A 19470-nucleotide genomic window follows, 5' to 3' on the forward strand; every position below is an offset into this window, starting at 1 on the left:
GAGTTCGCCATGCCTTACGTCATCAGGCCTTCCGACTGGAAAGTGCTTACGCCTTCGCAAAAGGGTTCGCTGACGCATCAACTGGTCCGCCGCGCGCATGCGGCGCGGGCGCGAGCGATCGGCCATATGCTGCTGGGTTGGGCGCGCTATCTCAGCTTGCGGCGGCAACGCCACCAACTTATCGAACTCGCAGCAATGGACGACATGGCATTGCGAGACGTCGGCATCAACCGCTCCGAGATCGGCGCGGCGCTACGGTCGGGAACCAGCTTGGGCCGCACTAACCGCTGAGAAATTTCACGCATCGCAGGGAGCGTATGATGCCTAAAGCCTACTGGATTGTCCGCGTTTCGGTGCGCGATGCGCAGCGCTATCCCGACTATCTTGCCGCCGCGCGGCCGGCCTTCGAGAAATTTGGCGCCAATTTCATCGTGCGGGGCGGCGCGTACGAGGTCATGGAAGGTGAGGCACGCGACCGCAATGTCGTGGTCGAGTTTGCCGATCGCGCGACCGCAAGAGCCTGCTATGAGAGCCCCGAATACAGTGCGGCAAAGACCATCCGGCAGAAATATGCCGTTGCCGACTTCATCATCATTGAGGGCGCGGCGTGAGCTTACTGCCGGCCCAACTGCGTCGCCTTCTCGACGCGGTCAAACCGCTCCAGTGACAGAATCGCGTCGGCGAGCTGATCGGCGCGGCCGTTCAGCACCGGGCGGGCGAGCGTCAGGAATTTCTGCTGCATCGCCTGTGCGTCCGGGAACGTATCCGGCTCGCCGGAGGGATCGGCATAGAGCCGCTCATGCACGCCGTCGTCGGTGGTGATCGAGACGCGCGCGCCGAACGGATGAGTACGGCCGATCTCGAGGCGATCATCCTGCACCACGTCGAACTTGTCTGCGAGCGCATTCACCCCAGTATCGCCGAGCCGCCCGTAATCGTCCCAGCCGAAGCTGCCCTGGTCGAGCGCGAGCGCGCCGGTAAAGAACATCGAGAACTGCCCGCCGACGATCGAGGTCGGATGCCGCTTGGTGGCGGCGTCGCCGGTCAGCGTGATGCCGTTGCGATGCAGGCCGATCTCGACGCGCTTGATCTGGTCCGGCGTTAGATTGTGTTCCCGGCGCATCGCGATCAGCGCATCGAGCGCCGCATGGGTATAGCGGCAGCTCGGATACGGCTTCACGCCGATCTTCAACGTCTCATAGGTCTTGCCGAGGCCAGCGGTGGCCTTGTCCGGATGGGCATCGTCGCTGTAGCCGACGAGGAGGCCATGCTTGCCCTCGACTGATTCCGTCGAGCCGATAAAATTGTTGCGCGCGAGCGTGGCGGCGATCACGCCGTTCATCGCCGACGCGCCGACCTGATAGCGTTTGTTCCAGGCGCCGTTGACGAGGAATTGCAGCGAGCCCGCGGCCTGGCTGCCGGAAACGCCAAAGGCCGAAATGATCTGGTCCTTCGAAAGGCCGAACAGTTTTCCGGCGGCGGCCGCCGCGCCATAGGTTCCCGCCGTCGCGGTCGGATGGAAGCCGCGCGCATAATGCGAGGTGGGATCGAGCGCGTTGCCGAGGCGGCAGCACACTTCATAGCCGGCTACGATCGCGGTCAGCACGTCGCGTCCGGATGCCCCGACCATTTCGCCGACCGCAAACGCCGCCGGCACCACGGGCGCGCTCGGATGCAGCGAAGAGTCCGCATGCGTGTCGTCGAAATCGAGCGAATGGCCCAGCGCGCCGTTGAGCAGCGCCGCAACCGCCGGCGTCCAGGTTTTGCTGTCGCCGAACACGGTGGCTTCGCCCTTGCCGTCCAGCGCTAGCGCTTCCAGCATCCTCAAGAGCGAAGGAGTGGATTCCGCGTCACGCCGCGCCCGGATCGTGCTGCCGAGGAAGTCGAGCGTCAGCACCTTGGCGCGTTCCAGCACCTGCGGCGGGATATCTTCGAATTTGAGGCCGGCGACATAGGCTGCGAGCGTTGCGGTTTCGTGGGCCATCGTGTTTCCTCGTATTTGCCGGGCAGGGTAGGCGGGCCGACTTGACCTTTCAAGCCGCCTCCCTGTCGCGGGCATCAGCTATGCCTGAAGTCGTCTAGCACAGGCGTGGCGGGTAGATTCCGGGATGCAGCGCATGATGGCCTTCGCAAAACGCATGCTTGTCGCGATCGGAGCGCGGAAGACGCAACTGTCGCTGGCGGTCAGGCTCGCGGTTGCCGCGGTTGCGGCCTATGCGATCGCCAGGGCGTTGCACCTGATGCTGCCGCTATGGGCGGTGCTGACTTCGCTGATCGTCACCCAGATGAGCGTCGGCCGATCGCTGAAGGCAACGCGCGATTACATGCTCGGTACGATCGGCGGCGCGGCGTATGGCGGTGCCATTGCAATTCTGATCCCGCATTCCGGCGAGGGCGGATTGCTGGCGCTATTGGTGCTCACGGTCGCGCCGATGGCGTTCATCGGGGCCATCAATCCCAGCCTGAGCGCCGCGACGGTGACCGCCGTGATTGTGTTGCTGGTGCCGGCGATGAACCACGCCAATCCGCTGGATTCCACCATCGACCGGCTGTTCGAGGTCGCCGTCGGCGCGCTCACCGGGCTCGTGGTCTCATTCCTGGTGCTGCCGTCGCGAGCGATCAGCCAGATCCGTATCAATGCGGCGCAGCTTTTGGAACTGCTGGCTGCCGCATTCGCCGAACTGCTCGCGGGGCTGACACGCGGGCTCGATAACGACGCCCTGCACCGCATCCAGGACGGCATCGGCACCGCGATGGCCAGCCTCCATGCGATCGGACTGGAAGCCGAGCGCGAGCGCGGGGCGCATCTGTCGTCGGGACCGGACACCGGCCCCTTGCTGCGCACCATCCAGCGCCTGCGCCATGATGTCGTGATGATCGGCCGTGCCAGCGTGGTGCCGCTGCCGGCCAACGTGCAGGCAAGGCTGGCGCGACCGCTATCCGATGTCAGCAAGGCGATCGTCGACTATATGCGCGCCGCGGCTGCGTCCCTGCGGAGCGGCAGTGGTGCGGTGGACATCCAGCCCGTCGATGCGGCGCTGCAGGTCTATGCCGCCGAAGTCGCCGCCGTGCGAAGCGACGGCCTGACCCGCGGCGTGCCGGTCGACGTGGCGGAACGATTCTTCGCGCTGGGATTTTCGCTCGAGCAGATGCGGCAGAATCTCAACGACCTTGATCGCTGTCATGCCGAATGGTGCGAGACGATGTCCGGTGCAAAGGTCTAGTCGAGATAGATGCCGAGGAAGCCGAGGATCGCTGTATCGCGCCGCTCGATACCTGAGGTAAGCGCCTTCATGGCGATATCGAAGCTCGGTGTGGCCTGTTCCAGCTCCCACGGGCCGTCGTGGTCCCAATGGAAGCACCAGCCGTAGCGATCGCCCTGGCCCAGATTGATCACCACGCAGCGGCTCTGGTGCGCGGGCTCGGCCACCGGTACGAGGTCGCGCGCGGCGACGCCGTACTCCTCACGGAAATAGGCGTCGACCTTGTCCGGATCCTCCTCCGTCAACGAAATGAAGTTGAACACATTGTTGCGCTGGGTCGCGAGCTCCGACGGCCGGTAGAAGCACAATTCGCCGGAATGCTCCGGCAACCGGACCCATAATTCGCTCTCGCCGTAGGTCGCAAGGAATTGGCGGTAGTCCTGCGGCAACTTCGCGCCAAGCTCCGCTTCGGTACGGCCCAAATCATCCTCGCTGGCGGGCTTTTTCGCGCTCCAGCGCCAGCCCTTGTCGGATTTCGGCATGTTCCTGCGCCGCGCGGCATAGTCGGCATAGGCCGGCAGCGCGACGATCTCTTCGTAGCCGCCAAAGCGGGAGGCTTTATAGGCCGCGTCGAAGGCTTCCTCCTGCCGGTCCGGGAAATGATCGCGCAGGATCGTCGCGCGCTGCACGCCGCGGTCATGACTGGGCGCAACCTTGTACGCCTCCTCGACCACCTGCAACGCGCTTTGCGGATTGTCCGCGCGCAAATGCGCCCAGCTCAGCACCTCCAGCGTGCGGGCCTCCAGCTCGCTCTCTGCGATCGACCAGGCGTAGTGCGGCATCTTGGCGGCGCGGCGGGCCGCAATCGTGTCGCGCCCCTGTTCGGCAAGGCGAATCGTTCGGACGTTGTCTTCATCGGCGACATAGCTGTGATGTGCGGCGAGCCAGAGATAGAGCGGCTCGCGTTCGGCGGGCGTACCACGCAGTGCTGCGAGCTGGCGGGCCTGTTCCTCCAGCGGCGCGCTCAGCGAGGCCAGCATCAATTCGTCGAGGTCCTTCTGCCAGTCGGGCTTCGGCTGCGGGTTCGGCAGCAGGTTGCGCAGCGTATATCTGGTATGAGCCGTCTCCACGTAACCGGCAGCGGTGAGCTCGGCGGCGTGACGATGCAGTGCGTAAACGGCGATGACGATGTCCGAAAATTCCTCGTACAGGAAATTGTCGCGCTGCTGTTCGCGGCCCTCGTCCATGTAGATGCCGATCACGGTGTGATCGCCGCCGGGAATCAGAAGAAGTTCACGGTCATCGTCGCCGGGCGGACGATGAAAGAATTTTGCGAGATACATGGGGTCTCCGAACGAGGCGGGAGCCTGCGCGCGCCCGCGGGCGCGATTCAGGCCGTGGCAAGTTTCAGTCGCCGGGCCGGAGATTTCGGTTCATGCGCTATCGGCGCTTCAGAGGTCTAGTCAATGTAGATGCCAAGAAAGCCGAGGATCGTTGTATCGCGCCGCTCGATACCTGAGGTAAGCGTCTTTATGGCGGTATCGAAGTTCGGTGTGGCGTGGTCCAGCTCCCATGAACCGTCATGATCCCAGTGGAAGCACCAGCCGAAGCGCTCGCCCTTTCCGAGATGGATTGCCACGCAGCGGCTATACTGGACGGGCTCGGCAACAGGAACGAGATCGCGCACCGAGATGCCGTATTCGTTGCGGAAATAGGCTGCAACCGTTTCCGGATCTTTTTCGATGCGTGTGATGTATCTGAACAAATTGTCGCGGTGCTCGATCAGCTTGGACGGTGCAAGGAAGCGGAGTTCATTGGAATGCTCCGGCATCCTCACCTGCAAGTCGCAGGCGCCGAACTTGCCGAGGAATTTGCGGTAATCGGCGGGAAGTTCCGCCCCGAGCGCGGATTCAGCGTCGACCAGCTCGGCCGCTGTCGCGGGCTTCTTGGTGCCCCAGCGCCAGCCCTTTCCGGATTTCGATTTACGTTTGCGCCGCGCCAGATATTCGGCATAGGCCGGCCGCCTGGTGACGTCCTCATAGCCGCCGAACTCGGCGTATTTGAAAGCGTCGTCGAACGCTTCCTCCTGACGTTCCGGGAAGTGATCGCAGATGATGGTGGCGCGCTGGGCGCCCCGGTCCTGGCTGGGCGCGATCTCCCCGGCCTGCTCGATCGCGGCCAGCGCCTGGGCCGGGTCGCCGGCTTGAAGATGCGCCACACTCAGCACCTCAAAAATCCTGGCTTCGAGGTCGTGCTCGTCGATCGACCAGGCATAATGCGGCGCCTTGTCGGCCCGGCGCGAGGCGAGCGTGTCGCGGGCCCGTTCGGCCAGCCGGAGGGTCGTTGTGCTATCTTCGTCGGCGGCGTAAGCGCGATGTGCCGCGAGCCAGAGATAGAGTGGCTCGTGCGCCGCCGGGGTACTTTCGAGCGCGGTAAGGCGCTTGTGCTGCTCCTTGAGCGGCGCGCCCAGCGCCGCGATCATCAGATCGTCGAGCCCCTTCTGCCATTCGGGCTTGGGCTGCGGATCGGGCAGCAGGCTACGTAACGTATCATTCGTGTGCGTGGTTTCGACATAGCCGGCCGCGACGAGTTCGGCGATGTGCCGGCGATAGGCGGTAGCCGCCGCTTTCATGCTGGAAAATTGCTCGTAGAGGAAATCGTCGCGTTCGATCTGCCGTCGCTCGTCCACGTATTTGCCCCTAATCACCGGATCGCCGCCCGGCATCAAAAGCAGTTGACGGTCATCGTCGCCGGGCGAGCGGTGAAAGAACTTGGCAAGATACATGGAGGTCTCCGAGGGCAGCAGGAGCCGTCGCGCGCCCGCGGGCGCGGTTCAGGCCGCAAGCTTCAGTCGGCGGCCCGGCGATTTCGGTTCATGCACTATCGGCGCTTCAGGCCCTTGCTTTCCATGCGCCAGATCAGGAGGTCGATGCGGTCCTGGCCGAAGAACGGCTCGTTCTCGAACACGAAGGTCGGCACGCCCCAGTGGCCCGATGCGGCATGGGCCTGCTCGTTGCCGGCGATGATCTGTTCGTAACGGTCGGGATCGGCTGCGATCGCCGCATCCATCGCGGCGAGATCGAAGCCGGCTTCGGCCGCAGCCTTGGCCAGATGATCGCCCTCGTTCCAGCCGGCGACACTGCCGTCCCACAGCACCCGGCTAATCGCGCGCGTGAACGGTAGCGAGCGGCCCTCGGCTTGCGCGGCAGCCCCGAGCCGGGTCAGGCGATGGATGTAGGGCTGGTGCTCGGCGACATCGAGCGTCGTCATGTCCTGCACGATCGGGTCCGGCCGCGGAAAGCGGAACGGGATGTTCTCGCGCTGGGCGACGCGGCTGCTGTCGAGCACCACGTAACGCGCAAACTGCGGATTGGCGCGCTTGAAGAAGCCGGGTATCCGCACCGCGATCGGATAGACCGGGCGGAGGTTGACCGTCACGTCGTAGTCGCCGGTCATCTGTGTGGTTTTTGGCAGCGCGAGATAGCTGTAGGGACTACGAAAGGAAAAGAAGAGGTCGACTGACAATGTCATTTGAATGTACCGCGGCCAGGATGAATTACCCGAGCAAATCACGGTCCCCGCGGCGCGTCTATCGGATCGGGAAGGGATATGCCGGCCTCTAGGCCACAACCTGCCGCAGCAGGGCGGGCACGATCAGCCGGTGAAACGGCATGATGATCGCGAGATAAGTCCGGCCGAGCCAGTTGTGCGTCTTGACCAGCGTCGTGGCGGTGACCTGCCTCGCGCCGCCGGGCGCCGTCACATCCACCACGACGCGGAAGTCGAGATGGCGATCGTTGAAGCCGGCAATCAGACGGTCGGGCGTTTCGCTCACGACCGGAAAGATCCCGATCATGTCCCGCGGCGCGTTTGGAGTGGCGCCCGATGTTTTCAGCCCCAGCGGCGCCACCAGGAAATTGCGCAGTGCCAGCAGCGTCTCGGCCCATCGCGGCTGTCGCGCCATCATCCGTTCGGCCGCGCGGCGGGCATCGAGATTGCGATCGTCGACTTCGATGCAAAAAGCGTCGGCGAATTGTGCGCCGGCCAGCAGCGCATCGGCATCGACGGCAGGGGTGACTTCGCGGACGGTCATGGTGACGACAGTTTGCTCGCCAGTAGCCGGAATCGCAAGACCAGCAGAGTGGCGAAGACGAAGGTACCGATCGACAATCCGACCCAGACGCCGCTGGCGCCAAGCGATGTCCAGAAGGCGAGTGCGCAGGCAGAAGTAAAGCCGATCAGCCAGTAGCTGAAGATGGCGAACAGGAGTGGCAGGCGCGTGTCATTCATTCCGCGCAGCGCTCCGGCGGCGATGGTCTGGATACCGTCAGCGACAAAGAAGGTGGAGCCGATCAATAGCAGGGTTGCCGTCAGCGTCGCGGTGGCGTCGACGGCTTCGCCGAGGAATAGCGCGGCAATCTGAAACCGTCCAAGGATCACGGCGAGGGTCATCGTCGCCATGAACGCAGCGCCGAGAAGTATCGCCACATAACCGGCGCGCCTGACTGCGTCGCTGTCGCGGCGCCCGACCGCATGGCCGACCCGAACGGTTGCTGCCATGCTGATTCCGAACGGCACCATGAAAAGGATGGCTGCGATCTGCAGTGCAATCTGGTGCGCGGCGAGTGCTGTGGTGCTGATCAGACCCATCAGCAGGCCGGCAGCGCCGAACAGCCCATATTCCAGCAGAAACGCCATCGAGATCGGCGCGCCGACGATCGCGAGCTTCGCCATCAATGGCCAGTCGATACGCCAGATGTTGCCGAGCACGTGATACTTCCGGAACGGCCGGCGTAGCGCGGTGAACCACAGCCCGGCTAGAAACGTGCCGAGATTGACCATGCTGGTCGCTAGCCCCGCGCCGAACAGGCCGAGTTCGGGCAGGCCCCATTTCCCATAGAGCAGCAGATAGACCAGCAACGCATTCGCCGGAATCGCGGCCAGCGTGATCCAGAGCACCGGCTCGGGCCGGTTCACCGCGCTCATGAAGCCGCGGATCGCGATAAACCACAGCGCCGGCAGGATACCCCAGGCAAGGCCGAACAGGTATTGCTGCGCGAGCTTGGCTGCCGTCGGCGCCTGACCGAGCACGATCAGGATTGCCTCGCCGCGGAATGGCAGTGCCATCAGTGGCAGCGCGATCAGTAGAGCTGCCCACAAGCCGACGCGCAGCGCACGCCGCACCATGCGCGGATCGCGAGCGCCAAAGGCCTGTGCCGCCAATGGCGCTACGGCCGATACCAGGCCCATGCCGAAAGTGAAGGTGACGAAGAACACCGTATGGGCGAGGGCTGCCGCAGCCACGGTTTCGCTGCCGAGACGGCCGATGAACGCCAGATCGGTCGTCATCATCGCAATCTGCCCGAGCTGCGTCAGCGCGAGCGGCACCGCGAGCTTCAGTGTCTCGGCGAGTTCAATCGCGAGATGGCGGCCGGGCACGGCCGCAGCGGCAGGCGGCGCAACAGAGGCGCGTTCGATTTTGTCGAGCGAGGTCATTGCAACAGATTAGTACCGGCGAAGGTCGAAAAGGTGGCGCCGGCGGCCGCGACCTAATGGCCGTCGCGTGCCGGCACCCGGGTGATTCTCGCGCCCAGCGCGTTGAGCCGTTCCTCGATGCGCTCGTAGCCGCGCTCGATCTGGTCGGCGTTGTTGATGGTCGAAGTGCCTTCGGCGGCGACGGCCGCGAGCAGCATGGCCATGCCGGCGCGGATGTCGGGCGATGTCATCAGCGCGCCGCGCAGCCGGCTTGGGCCGGCGACGATGGCGCGATGCGGATCGCAAAGTACGATACGGGCGCCCATCGAGATCAGCTTGTCGACGAAGAACATCCGCGACTCGAACATCTTCTCGAACATCAGGATCACGCCGTCGCATTGCGTTGCGGTCACGATCGCGATCGACATCAGGTCGGCCGGGAAGGCCGGCCATGGCTGGTCCTCCAGCTTCGGCACATGCCCGCCGAAATCGTCGTGGATCTTCATCGTCTGTCCGGAGGGCACGACGAGGTCGTCGCCCTCGACGCCGCATACGATGCCGAGCCGCTCAAAGCCCATGCGGATCGAACGCAGATGCTCGACGCCGGCCTTGGCAATGCGCAGTGGCGAGCGCGTCACCGCGGCAAGCCCGATCAGCGAGCCGACCTCGATATGGTCGGGCTGGATCGAATAGCTGGCGCCGCCGAGCGTCGCCGGACCATGCACGATGATGGTGTTGGTGCCGATGCCCTCGATCCTGGCGCCGAGCGCGACCAGGAAATGCGCGAGGTCCTGCACATGCGGCTCGGAGGCCGCGTTGCGCAGGTACGTCGTGCCGTGAGCAGCGACCGCCGCAACCAGCGCGTTCTCTGTCGCGGTGACGCTGGGCTCATCGAGGAAGACGTCGGCGCCCTTCAGCCGGCTGGCGCGGAACTCCAGCCGGTGCGTCGCGGTGACGGTCGCGCCCAACTGCTCGAAGGCAAGGAAATGCGTGTCGAGACGGCGGCGGCCGATGACGTCGCCACCGGGCGGCGGCAGCGCCACCTCGCCGCAGCGCGCCAGTAGCGGGCCGGCCAGCAGGATCGAGGCACGGATCCGCGCGCACAGCTCGGGATCGAGATCGGCGGCGCGAACCTCCTTGGCATGGATCGCCAGCGTATTGCGCGCCTTCCATTCCGCGGATGCGCCGACCGAGCGGATCAGTTCGACCAGCGTTTCGGTGTCGCGGATGCGCGGCACGTTATCCAGCGTCACCGGATGCTCGGTGAGCAGGGCGGCGGCGATGATCGGCAGCGCCGAGTTCTTGTTGCCGGACGGCTCGATCGTGCCCGAAAGCCGATGGCCGCCTTCAACGATGTACTGGATGGGCGGCACCGGCGCGGTCCCCGACATGATTTCCAGGCTCCATTACGTAAAATTCTGCAGCAAAATCAACGGCTGATGCAGGCGCTATAGCAGATAACACCTACATAAGTAACGCGTTGATTGACTCTGCGGGGGTGTTCCAACGAAGAACCCTGACTTACCAGAATTCGCCCACGCACGCAGCGTTGTCGCAGGCGAATGCCGACCGCGATCCGCATCCTCTCGCGACCGCCGTCAAGCCGCTGGACGCCCAAAAGGTAGGTAGTCCCGGCCGAGTTGCTTGTGGAGTTGCAGCCAGATCGGAAGCTGTCGCGCCATCCGTCGATTGCCTTCGATCGACAGCGCTGTTCCCGCGACGTCATGCCAATGCACATGCCCGAGATAAAGCCGGACAAGGATGGCGACATCGCTGCGAACGGTCAGATCGACGGCATATCCCGGATCCTTGAAGCAGATGTCCGCGCCTGTCCGTTCGAGAACCAGCCAAATGACGCGCAAGGCCGTTCGGCTTCTGGGAACGCCGGAGAATTCGAAGCGGATCACCACGCGACGCGCCGGCAACGCGCGGATGTCCACGCGCTTGCGCATCCGCCACATGAGCAAGCCGGGATTCAGATCGTCAGCGGTGAGGCGATCGCGGGCGTGTGTCAAACCCCAGCGCGAGAGGTCGCGCAACACATCGTGAAATGCTTCGCCTGACGGCGTCAGCCAGTATTCAGAACCCGAGCCGTCAGGCTGAATTCTTGTGATGATTCCGGCTTGCTCCAAATGCCGCAGGCGCTCGGCCAGAAGCGTCCGCGACATCAGCGGCACCCCGCGATGGATGTCATTGAAGCTGTGCGCGCCCAACATCAGTTCGCGCAGCACGAGCGGCGTCCAACGTGTGGCAAAAATTTCGGACGCCTTTGCTATCGGACAGAACTCGCCGTAGCCGCTTTTCATGGGAAGGATTCAAACACGTTCGGGTAGCCCGAACCAGTCCAGATTTTGGACTTGTTGCCATCAGGCGTTCGGCAAACGATGCTGTCCTTTCTCGCTCGAAACATGCCACAGAGCGGTTACTTGTGGAGAGAGCCATGGGCCGGCGCAGCGATGCAGGCCTTTCGCGCCGGGACGCCTTGGCCGCGATCGGCGGTGCGGCAATTGCCGCGGTCGCAGCCTCAGGCGGTTCGGATGCGCAGTCGCAGGAGGGTCGCAAGATGATCTATGTCCTGATCCATCCAGCCTGGTTCGGCGGCTGGTGCTGGAAAAAGCTGACGCCGCTGCTGCGTGCGCAAGGGCACGAGGTGTTCACGCCGACGCTCACCGGGCTTGGCGAGCGCGCGCACCTGGCGAGGCCGGAAGTCGGGCTTGAGGTACATGTCCGCGACATCGCCAATGTCATCGAATACGAGGACCTGCGCAACGTCATCCTCGTCGGCAACAGTTCGGGCGGCATGGTGATGACAGGCGTTGCCGATCACATGCCGGAACGGATCGCGCACCTGGTCTTTCTCGATGCCTTCGTGCCCTCAGACGGCCAGAGCATGCTGGACGTGATCGCGCCTGATCGCCGACCGGCTCTGGAAGCACTGGTGCAGAAAGAGGGCGGCGGCTGGCTACTGCCGCGTTTCGCGCCGCCGCCATGGAAGCAGCTTGTCACCGAGACGTGGCGAGTGACCGAAGATGTGGATCTGGATTGGATACTGCCCAGGCTTCGCCCGACGCCGTTCGGCCACTTCAAGGAGCCGGTGAAGCGCAGAAATCCTGCTGCCGAAAAATTGCCTCGCACCTATATCCGAACCCAGTGGCCGCATCCGGGCCTCGATCGCTACGCGCGGGCCGCGAGCGAGACAGCGGGATGGCAATCGCGCCGCATCGCGAGCTCGCACCTGCCGTATATTACGCATCCAAATGAGCTGGCGAGCCTGCTGCTGGAAGTGGCGGGCTAAGCGGGACAGGCGCCCGCTGCCTCACACGTCGACATTGGCGCTGAGCGAATTGTCCTGGATGAATTCGCGGCGCGGCTCGACCACGTCACCCATCAGCTTGGTGAAGATGTCGTCGGCCTCGTCGACCTCCTTGACCTTCACCTGCAGCAGTGAGCGCTCGTTGGTGTCGAGCGTGGTTTCCCAGAGCTGGTCGGGGTTCATCTCGCCGAGGCCTTTGTAACGCTGCAGCGCCACGCCCTTGCGGCCGGCGTCGGTCACCGCCTCGAACAGGCTGACCGGCCCGTGAATCGCAGTCTCGGAATCCTTGCGGCGCAGCACGCCGGGCTTTGGATAGGCCTCCTGCAGCTTCGCAGCGTAGTCGTCGAGCTTGCGCGCGTCCGCAGAGCCGAGCAGGGCGTCGTCGATGATGGCGACGTCCTTGACGCCGCGGATGGTGCGCTCGAACGAGAAGCCTTCGCCCTCGGTGAAGCGGCCGACCCAGCCGCGCTCGACCTCGTCGGCCAGCGCATCGAGCCGCTTGGCGATGTAGTCGGCGGCGGCGTTGGCGGTGGCGGTGTCGGCGGTGATCCTCGGGTTGAGTACGCCCGCGATCGCGGCCTGCTCGACCACCTTGCGGTTATAGCGGCTGTGCAGGTTGTTCAGGATGCTGCGGATGACGCGCGCGTCCTCCACCAGCGACAGCAGGTCGCGGCCGCCGCGCTCCGATCCTGTCGCCGGCCTGAAGACGCAGTCGTCGAGACCGGTTCCGATCAAATAATCTTCCAGCGCGCGCTCGTCCTTCAGGTACTGCTCGGACTTGCCGCGCGTCACCTTGTAGAGCGGCGGCTGCGCGATATAGAGGTGGCCACGGTCGATCAATTCGCGCATCTGCCGGTAGAAGAAGGTCAAGAGCAGCGTGCGGATATGGGCGCCGTCGACGTCGGCGTCCGTCATCACGATGATCTTGTGGTAGCGCAGCTTGTCGGCCGAGAAATCGTCGCTGATGCCGGTGCCGAGCGCGGTGATCAGCGTGCCGATCTGCTCTGACGACAGCATCTTGTCGGTGCGGACGCGCTCGACATTGAGGATCTTGCCGCGCAGCGGCAGCACCGCCTGGAATTCGCGGTTGCGGCCCTGCTTGGCGCTGCCGCCGGCCGAGTCACCCTCGACGATGAACAGTTCCGACTTGGCCGGATCCTTCTCCTGACAGTCGGCGAGCTTGCCGGGCAGCGAGGAAACGCTGAGCGGGCTCTTGCGGGTCAGTTCGCGCGCCTTGCGGGCGGCTTCGCGCGCGGCGGCGGCCTGGATCACCTTGCCGACGATGACTTTCGCTTCGGTCGGATGCTCCTCGAACCACGCGGCCAGCGCCTCGTTGAGGACGTTTTCGACCACCGGGCGCACTTCCGAGGACACCAGCTTGTCCTTGGTCTGCGACGAAAACTTCGGGTCCGGCACCTTCACCGACAGCACGGCGGTGAGGCCTTCGCGGCAATCGTCGCCGGTGAGCGCGATCTTCTCCTTCTTCGCGTTGGCCTCGGCATAGCCGTTGACCTGGCGCGTCAGCGCGCCGCGGAAACCGGCGAGATGGGTGCCGCCGTCGCGCTGCGGGATGTTGTTGGTGAAGCACAGCACGTTCTCGTGGTAGCTGTCGTTCCACCACAGCGCCGCCTCGACGCCGATGCCATTGGCTTCCGACCGCACCATGATCGGGATCGGCACGATCGCCTTCTTGTTGCGGTCGAGGTATTTGACGAACTCCTCGACGCCGCCGGCATATTGCATCTCCTCGCGCTTCTCGACCGCGTGACGCATGTCGGAGAGGATGATGCGAACGCCGGAATTGAGGAAGGCGAGTTCGCGCAGCCTGTGTTCCAGGGTCGCGAAATCATACTCGATGTTCTTGAACGTCTCGGTCGAGGCGAGGAAGGTCACTTCGGTGCCGCGCTTGCCCTGCGCTTCGCCAACTACCTTCAGCGGCGCCACCGAGTCGCCATGGGCGAACTCGACGAAGTGTTCCTTGTCGTCGCGCCAGACCCTGAGCTTCAGCGAACTCGACAGCGCGTTGACGACGGAGACGCCGACGCCGTGCAGGCCGCCGGAAACCTTGTAGGAGTTCTGGTCGAACTTACCGCCGGCATGGAGCTGGGTCATGATGACCTCGGCGGCGGAGATGCCTTCACCCTTGTGGATGTCGACGGGGATGCCGCGGCCGTCGTCGCGCACGGTAACGGAATTGTCCGCGTTGAGAACGACGTCGACGCGCGTGGCGTGGCCCGCAAGCGCCTCGTCGATGGCGTTGTCGACGACCTCGTAGACCATGTGGTGCAGGCCGGAACCGTCATCGGTGTCGCCGATATACATGCCCGGCCGCTTGCGCACGGCATCGAGGCCCTTCAACACCCGGATCGATTCCGCGCCGTACTCGACCGGAATTGGATGCTCAGTGTCGGCAGGGGTCTGCCGGGCAGGTTCTGTCATGTGAAGCCTTCGAGGGTGTCCCGAATCAGCTGCGCAATATGAGGCGCTGATTGCTCTATTTGTGCCATGAAAGAGGCATTGCGCCTAGCGCAATCTCTCTATCTACAAGTCTTTGAATAAATGGTGGTTTTTTACCCTTTTTCAAGGTCTTCAAGGGCCGATTCTGAGGGGCTCGAAAAGCGCGATTCGAAGGCCGATTTCGCGCCCTCGATCGTCTGTTTTTTGCGGGCCGTCGCGGGGAAAAATGGTAGTCCGTCGCGGACCTGCTAGAGAGGACGGCACGACCGCTTGTGGACGTCGTCCGCCGTTGGTCGCGATCTCGGGTTCGTCTGCATTGTCCTCGCCCTCGCCAAAATATCGGCCGGATGTCGATGGCCTCCGGGCCATCGCGGTGATGCTGGTCCTGAATTTCCACGCGTTCCCGGATGCTGCGCCGGGTGGCTTCGTCGGCGTGGACGTGTTCTTCGTGATCTCGGGCTTTCTGATCACGGGCATCGTCGCGCGCGAGCTGGAACTCGGCCGCTTCAGCCTGATCGAGTTCTACAATCGTCGGGTCCGGCGGATTTTCCCGGCGCTGATCGTGGTGCTCTGCGCGACATTGGTGCTGGGCTGGCTCTGGATGTTGCCGCAAGACCTGGCGCAACTCGGCAGCGACACGTTCGCCAGCGCGGCGTTTTTGGCCAATATCGCGCTGTTGCTGCAGTCCGGCTATTTCGACGTCGAATCCGCCAAAAAGCCGCTGCTGCATCTGTGGTCGCTCGGCATCGAGGAACAGTTTTATCTGTTCTGGCCGCTGCTGCTGATACTCGCTTTCCGGCTGCGAAAGAGCATTCTTGCGGTGATCGCGCTGTTCGGCATCGCGTCTTTCGCGCTCAACGTGGTGCTGATCGGTTCGAATCCGGTCGCGGTCTTCTATCTGCCGTTTACCCGGGTCTTCGAATTGCTCGCAGGCGCTGCGCTGGCTTGCGGCTGGAACAAGGTCGGCCACAGTGTCAAAGCGAGCGATTGGCGCGCCTGGATCGGTGTGGCGCTGATCGCGGCGAGCGTCGTCATGCTCGACAGCCACCGCGCCTTTCCGGGCTGGTGGGCGGTGCTGCCGGTCGCCGGCAGCGCGCTGCTTTTGTCTGCGCCGGCTGCGTGGGTGAACCGCGCCGTGCTGGCAAGCCGGCCTTTGGTGTGGATCGGGCTGATCAGCTACCCGCTCTATCTCTGGCACTGGCCGCTATTGGTATTCGCCGGCATGGTCAAATTCGCGCCGCTGACGCTGCCGGAACGCGAATTGATATTGCTCGCGAGCATGGTGCTGGCCTGGGTGACGTACCGGCTTGTCGAAACGCCGATCCGTTTCGGTACCCCGAGCCGGCGCAAGATGTTCGGCCTCGGGGCCGGCATCGCCATGATCGCGGCCGCGGGCTTTGCCGTCGTCTGGGGGCGCGGCTTCGACGATCGGCTGCCGCCTGAAATCCGCGCCATGGCTAATGTGACGACGGAGAGTTTCAAGTGGCGGTTCCACGAATGCCTGCTCGATCTCAGCCGCGAAACGACGTTTGCCGATAGCTGCGTCGAGCGCGATCGCCGTCCGCTGGTTCTGACGTGGGGCGATTCGACCGCCGGCGCTCTGCTGCCCGGCCTGCGCAAGGCGCAGGAGGCGCGAAACTTCGGCATTGCGCAGCTTACCTCCAGTTCCTGCATTCCGGCGCTGAACGCCGACATCCCGGGCAACCCCAATTGCCGCGCGATGAACGACAAGGTGTTTTCGCTCGTGCGTCAGATCGATCCCGACATCGTATTGCTGCACGGGACCTGGGAAAAGCATCTCGACAATGTCGCTGAGACGGTCGTCGCGCTGAAGAAGGAGACGAATGCCCGCGTTGTCGTTCTCGGGGGCGTGCCGGCGTGGAAGCGCGGACTTCCGTCCGAGGTGCTCAGATATTTCATGCTCCATCGCGCACTGATTCCGGAGCGTTCGCCCAGCGCATCGCCGCCCACCGCTTACGATGCCGTCATGCGCGCCAGGCTCGGGCCGCTCGGCGCGGAATTCATCTCGGCGTCGGACATCCTCTGCAACGCTGAAGGGTGCCTGACACGCATTGGCGATGCGGCGGGAGACCTCACCGCGAGCGATCAGGTGCACCTGACCGAAAAGGCGTCGGTGTTTCTGATCGAATCGATCATCGATCGTTTGCTCGGTGGCGAGGCGTCTGCAGGCAAGGGACGTTAGCGAGCTTCTAGCCGCGGCGGCTCACCTGGCCGGATTCCACGTCGAAAATCTCGCCGGTCGCGCCGACATCGACGAAGGCCGCGGGATCGGCGCCGGTCATCCAGACCTGCGCGCCGAGCTTTGCGAGCTCATCGAACAGCGCCTTGCGCCTGTTGGGATCGAGATGGGCGACGACTTCGTCGAGCAGTAACAATGGCACGATGCCGGTCATCTCGGCGACGAGCGTGGCGTGGGCCAGCACCAGTCCGATCAAGAGCGCCTTCTGCTCGCCGGTGGAGGCGTCGCGCGCCGGCATGTTTTTCGGCGCATAAACCACCTGCAGGTCGGTAAGATGGGGGCCGTCCAGCGTGCGGCCGGCCGCGGCGTCGCGGGCGCGGCTGGCGCGCAGGATCTCGCGGTAGCGATCCTCCACTGATGTCGCTGACTCGTTGACCAGCGCGTTTTCCATCCAGCCGTCGAGCATGATCTGCGCCGACGGGAAGGCGGATGCCGCGCCACGTTCGCGCAGCATCGCCGCGAGCCGCGTCACGGTCTGGCCGCGGGTAGCCGCGACCGCGACCGCAAGCTCGGCGGTCTCGCGCTCGATCGCGTCGCACCAATGGTCGTCATAGTTGCGCACTTCGAGCAGGCGGTTGCGCGAACGCAGCGAGCGCTCCAGTGCCGAGACGCGGCTGGAATGCTCGCTGTCGATCGCCAGCACCAGGCGGTCGAAGAAGCGCCGCCGTTCGGAAGCAGCACCCAGAAACAGCCCGTCCATCGCCGGCGTCAGCCATACCATGCGCAAGTGATCGCCGAACGCGGTCGCCGAACTTACGGGCTCACGGTCGATCCGGCAGCGCCGGCTGGTGGAGGCGGCCTCCGCCGCCGGCGCATCGATGCCGGTGCCGAGCGTGGCAAGTCCGAGCGCGCCCTCGACCTCGGCGGAGACCGCCCAGGAGCCGTTGCCCTGATTGTCGGCGACATCCTCCAGCGTCGCCCGCCGCAGGCCGCGTCCGGGCGAGAGAAACGAGATTGCCTCCAGGCAATTGGTCTTGCCGGCGCCGTTCGGCCCGACCAGCACCACGACATCCCCGCGCGTCTGCACGCTTCCCGCGCGATAGTTGCGGAAGTGCGTCAGTGACAGGCGGTTGATGCGAGAGGGGGTCATGATCAGTCAGCGTCAGCCTTTCTTCCCCTCTCCCCTTGTGGGAGAGGGTGGCGCCTCACGAAGTGAGGCGACGGGTGAGGGGTTCTTACCGCTCGGCGAGCTTTACGAAAATGTCCTCCAGCACGGCCGAGCGTTCTTGCAGCACATCGTTGTTCCAGTAGCGGGCAATTCGAAATCCTTCGGCGATCAACACCGCTTCCCTCGCTTCATCGGGTGTCGATGATGCGTGCTGACTTCCATCGATCTCAATGATCAGCCGCTTCTCGAAACAGACAAAATCGAGAATGAAGTTTTGGAACGGAACTTGTCGTCGAAATTTGAAACGCGCGAGGCGCCGGTCGCGAAGCAGCCGCCACATCGCCAGCTCCGCATCGGTGGGCTCGTGACGCATCTTCCTGGCGAAGCCGCGGATGCGCTTGGCGACTGGCCGATGGTTGGGTGTCTGCGGCGCGAACCCCTCACCCGTCGCCGAACTTCGTTCGGCGCCACCCTCTCCCACAAGNAGGGCCTGAGTGTGGGTCGCTTGAAGTGCTCACACCCGCATCGGCATCAGCACATACAGCGCGCCCTTGTTGTCCTTGTCCTGCACCAGCGTCGGCGAGCCGGGATCGGCCAGGCGCAGCACGGCGACTTCGCCTTCGATCTGGGCGGCGATGTCGAGCAGATAGCGCGAGTTGAAGCCGATATCGAGCGCGTCGGAGGCGTATTCGACTTCCAGTTCTTCAGTGGCGCTGCCGGAATCCGGGTTGGTCACGGATAGCACCAGCTTGCCGGCGGACAGCGCCAGCTTCACCGCGCGGCCGCGCTCGCTGGAAATGGTCGAGACGCGGTCGACCGCGGCCTCGAAATCCTTCTTGTCGACGATCAGTTCCTTGTCGTTGTTCTGCGGAATGACGCGGCCGTAATCCGGGAAGGTTCCATCGATCAGCTTCGAGGTCAGCACGACATTGCCGAGCGTGAAGCGGATCTTGCCTTGCGACAGCTCGATTTTGATTTCGGCTTCATTGTCCTCGATCAGCCGCTGCACCTCGCCCACCGTCTTGCGCGGCACGATCACGCCGGGCATGCCGGTGGCGCCGGAGGGCAGCGCCAGATCGATCTGTGCCAGTCGATGCCCGTCGGTCGCCACCCCGCGGAGCGTCGCGGCCTTGGCGCTTCCCGCGGTGTGCAGATAGATGCCGTTGAGGTAATAGCGGGTCTCTTCGGTCGAGATCGCAAACTGCGTGCGGTCGATCAGCCGCTTGACGTCGGAAGCCGCAAGCGAGAACGAATGCGTCATGTCGCCGGCGGCAAGATCCGGAAAGTCGCTTTCGGGCAGCGTCTGCAGCGTGAAGCGCGAACGGCCGGCACGAATGGCCATCACCGAGCGGTCGCCGTCGGCTTCCAGCACGATCTGCGAGCCGTCGGGCAGTTTGCGGACGATGTCGTAGAACATATGGGCCGGCACAGTGGTGGAGCCGCCGGTCGCGGTCTCCGCCGCCAGCGTCTCGGTCACCTCGAGGTCGAGGTCGGTCGCCTTCAGCGACAGCCTGGCGTTTTCGGCGCGGACCAGCACGTTGCCGAGGATCGGGATGGTATTTCGGCGCTCAACCACGCGATGGACGTGACCCAGCGATTTCAGCAGTTGCGCGCGTTCGACGGTGACCTTCATTGCTATACCCGCCAGAGATGG

Annotated in this window: 17 protein-coding genes; 5 read left to right on the forward strand and 12 right to left on the reverse strand. The window is 64.2% G+C overall.

Annotation, left to right across the window (positions count from 1 at the left end):
- Positions 1–9: 9 nt before the first annotated feature.
- Positions 10–291, forward strand: coding sequence for a DUF1127 domain-containing protein (locus CQ14_RS37145; protein ID WP_199805719.1), 282 nt, complete (start codon positions 10–12; stop codon positions 289–291).
- 29 nt (positions 292–320) lie between these two features.
- Positions 321–611 (forward strand): DUF1330 domain-containing protein, encoded by a 291-nt coding sequence (locus tag CQ14_RS37150; RefSeq protein WP_057862826.1) that lies wholly within the window; start codon positions 321–323, stop codon positions 609–611.
- A 2-nt stretch (positions 612–613) separates the two neighbouring features.
- Here CQ14_RS37150 and CQ14_RS37155 read toward each other — a convergent pair whose 3' ends face one another.
- Entirely contained in the window at positions 614–1984 is a 1371-nt protein-coding gene (locus CQ14_RS37155) for an MmgE/PrpD family protein (RefSeq protein ID WP_057862704.1), read from the reverse strand.
- A gap of 136 nt (positions 1985–2120) precedes the next feature.
- Between CQ14_RS37155 and CQ14_RS37160 the strand changes: the two genes are divergently transcribed.
- Positions 2121–3224 carry an FUSC family protein gene (locus CQ14_RS37160; protein ID WP_057862827.1) on the forward strand — a complete coding sequence of 368 codons (1104 nt, stop codon included), beginning with the start codon at positions 2121–2123 and terminating at the stop codon, positions 3222–3224.
- On the opposite strand, the gene CQ14_RS37165 is transcribed toward CQ14_RS37160, so the two are convergent.
- The 7 genes from CQ14_RS37165 to CQ14_RS37195 all read right to left on the reverse strand — a co-directional run bounded on the left by CQ14_RS37165 (position 3221) and on the right by CQ14_RS37195 (position 10984).
- Positions 3221–4546 (reverse strand): SMI1/KNR4 family protein, encoded by a 1326-nt coding sequence (locus CQ14_RS37165; protein ID WP_057862705.1) that lies wholly within the window; start codon positions 4544–4546, stop codon positions 3221–3223. The genes CQ14_RS37160 and CQ14_RS37165 overlap by 4 nt on opposite strands.
- Before the next feature lie 116 nt (positions 4547–4662).
- On the reverse strand, positions 4663–5988 hold the full coding sequence (locus CQ14_RS37170; protein ID WP_057862706.1) for an SMI1/KNR4 family protein: 1326 nt from the start codon (positions 5986–5988) through the stop codon (positions 4663–4665).
- A 95-nt stretch (positions 5989–6083) separates the two neighbouring features.
- Positions 6084–6734 carry a 2-hydroxychromene-2-carboxylate isomerase gene (locus CQ14_RS37175; protein ID WP_057862707.1) on the reverse strand — a complete coding sequence of 217 codons (651 nt, stop codon included), beginning with the start codon at positions 6732–6734 and terminating at the stop codon, positions 6084–6086.
- Between the two features lie 88 nt (positions 6735–6822).
- Positions 6823–7296: a DUF2867 domain-containing protein gene (locus tag CQ14_RS37180; protein WP_057862708.1), complete on the reverse strand. Its 474-nt coding sequence runs from the start codon at positions 7294–7296 to the stop codon at positions 6823–6825.
- A complete protein-coding gene (locus tag CQ14_RS37185) occupies positions 7293–8699 on the reverse strand; it encodes an MATE family efflux transporter (RefSeq protein WP_057862709.1) in 1407 nt (468 codons plus the stop codon). Before CQ14_RS37185 ends, CQ14_RS37180 begins: the two co-directional genes overlap by 4 nt.
- Positions 8700–8752: 53 nt before the next feature.
- Positions 8753–10051 (reverse strand): UDP-N-acetylglucosamine 1-carboxyvinyltransferase, encoded by a 1299-nt coding sequence (murA, locus tag CQ14_RS37190; protein ID WP_057862828.1) that lies wholly within the window; start codon positions 10049–10051, stop codon positions 8753–8755.
- 225 nt (positions 10052–10276) lie between these two features.
- On the reverse strand, positions 10277–10984 hold the full coding sequence (locus CQ14_RS37195) for a winged helix-turn-helix transcriptional regulator (protein ID WP_057862710.1): 708 nt from the start codon (positions 10982–10984) through the stop codon (positions 10277–10279).
- Between the two features lie 257 nt (positions 10985–11241).
- On the opposite strand from CQ14_RS37195, the gene CQ14_RS37200 reads away from it, so the two are divergent.
- Positions 11242–11973 (forward strand): alpha/beta hydrolase, encoded by a 732-nt coding sequence (locus CQ14_RS37200; RefSeq protein WP_063800477.1) that lies wholly within the window; start codon positions 11242–11244, stop codon positions 11971–11973.
- 21 nt (positions 11974–11994) lie between these two features.
- Here the strand turns inward: CQ14_RS37200 and gyrB are convergent, their stop codons facing one another.
- The gene (gene gyrB / locus CQ14_RS37205) at positions 11995–14430 is read right to left on the reverse strand and encodes a DNA topoisomerase (ATP-hydrolyzing) subunit B (RefSeq protein ID WP_057862712.1); all 2436 of its coding nucleotides are present in this window, start codon (positions 14428–14430) and stop codon (positions 11995–11997) included.
- 307 nt (positions 14431–14737) lie between these two features.
- Here gyrB and CQ14_RS37210 point away from each other — a divergent pair, with 307 nt between their 5' ends.
- Positions 14738–16651 carry an acyltransferase family protein gene (locus CQ14_RS37210; RefSeq protein ID WP_057862713.1) on the forward strand — a complete coding sequence of 638 codons (1914 nt, stop codon included), beginning with the start codon at positions 14738–14740 and terminating at the stop codon, positions 16649–16651.
- A 7-nt stretch (positions 16652–16658) separates the two neighbouring features.
- Here the strand turns inward: CQ14_RS37210 and recF are convergent, their stop codons facing one another.
- The 3 genes from recF to dnaN form a co-directional block, all read right to left on the reverse strand.
- Positions 16659–17798, reverse strand: a complete 1140-nt coding sequence (gene recF, locus CQ14_RS37215; RefSeq protein WP_057862714.1) for a DNA replication/repair protein RecF — start codon at positions 17796–17798, stop codon at positions 16659–16661.
- Positions 17799–17883: 85 nt separating this feature from the next.
- On the reverse strand, positions 17884–18297 hold the full coding sequence (locus CQ14_RS37220) for an endonuclease domain-containing protein (protein WP_245320835.1): 414 nt from the start codon (positions 18295–18297) through the stop codon (positions 17884–17886).
- A 33-nt stretch (positions 18298–18330) separates the two neighbouring features.
- Positions 18331–19449 carry a DNA polymerase III subunit beta gene (gene dnaN / locus CQ14_RS37225; RefSeq protein ID WP_057862716.1) on the reverse strand — a complete coding sequence of 373 codons (1119 nt, stop codon included), beginning with the start codon at positions 19447–19449 and terminating at the stop codon, positions 18331–18333.
- Positions 19450–19470 lie beyond the last annotated feature (21 nt).

Origin of the sequence: Bradyrhizobium lablabi (assembly GCF_001440475.1) — a bacterium.
Taxonomy (GTDB): domain Bacteria; phylum Pseudomonadota; class Alphaproteobacteria; order Rhizobiales; family Xanthobacteraceae; genus Bradyrhizobium; species Bradyrhizobium lablabi.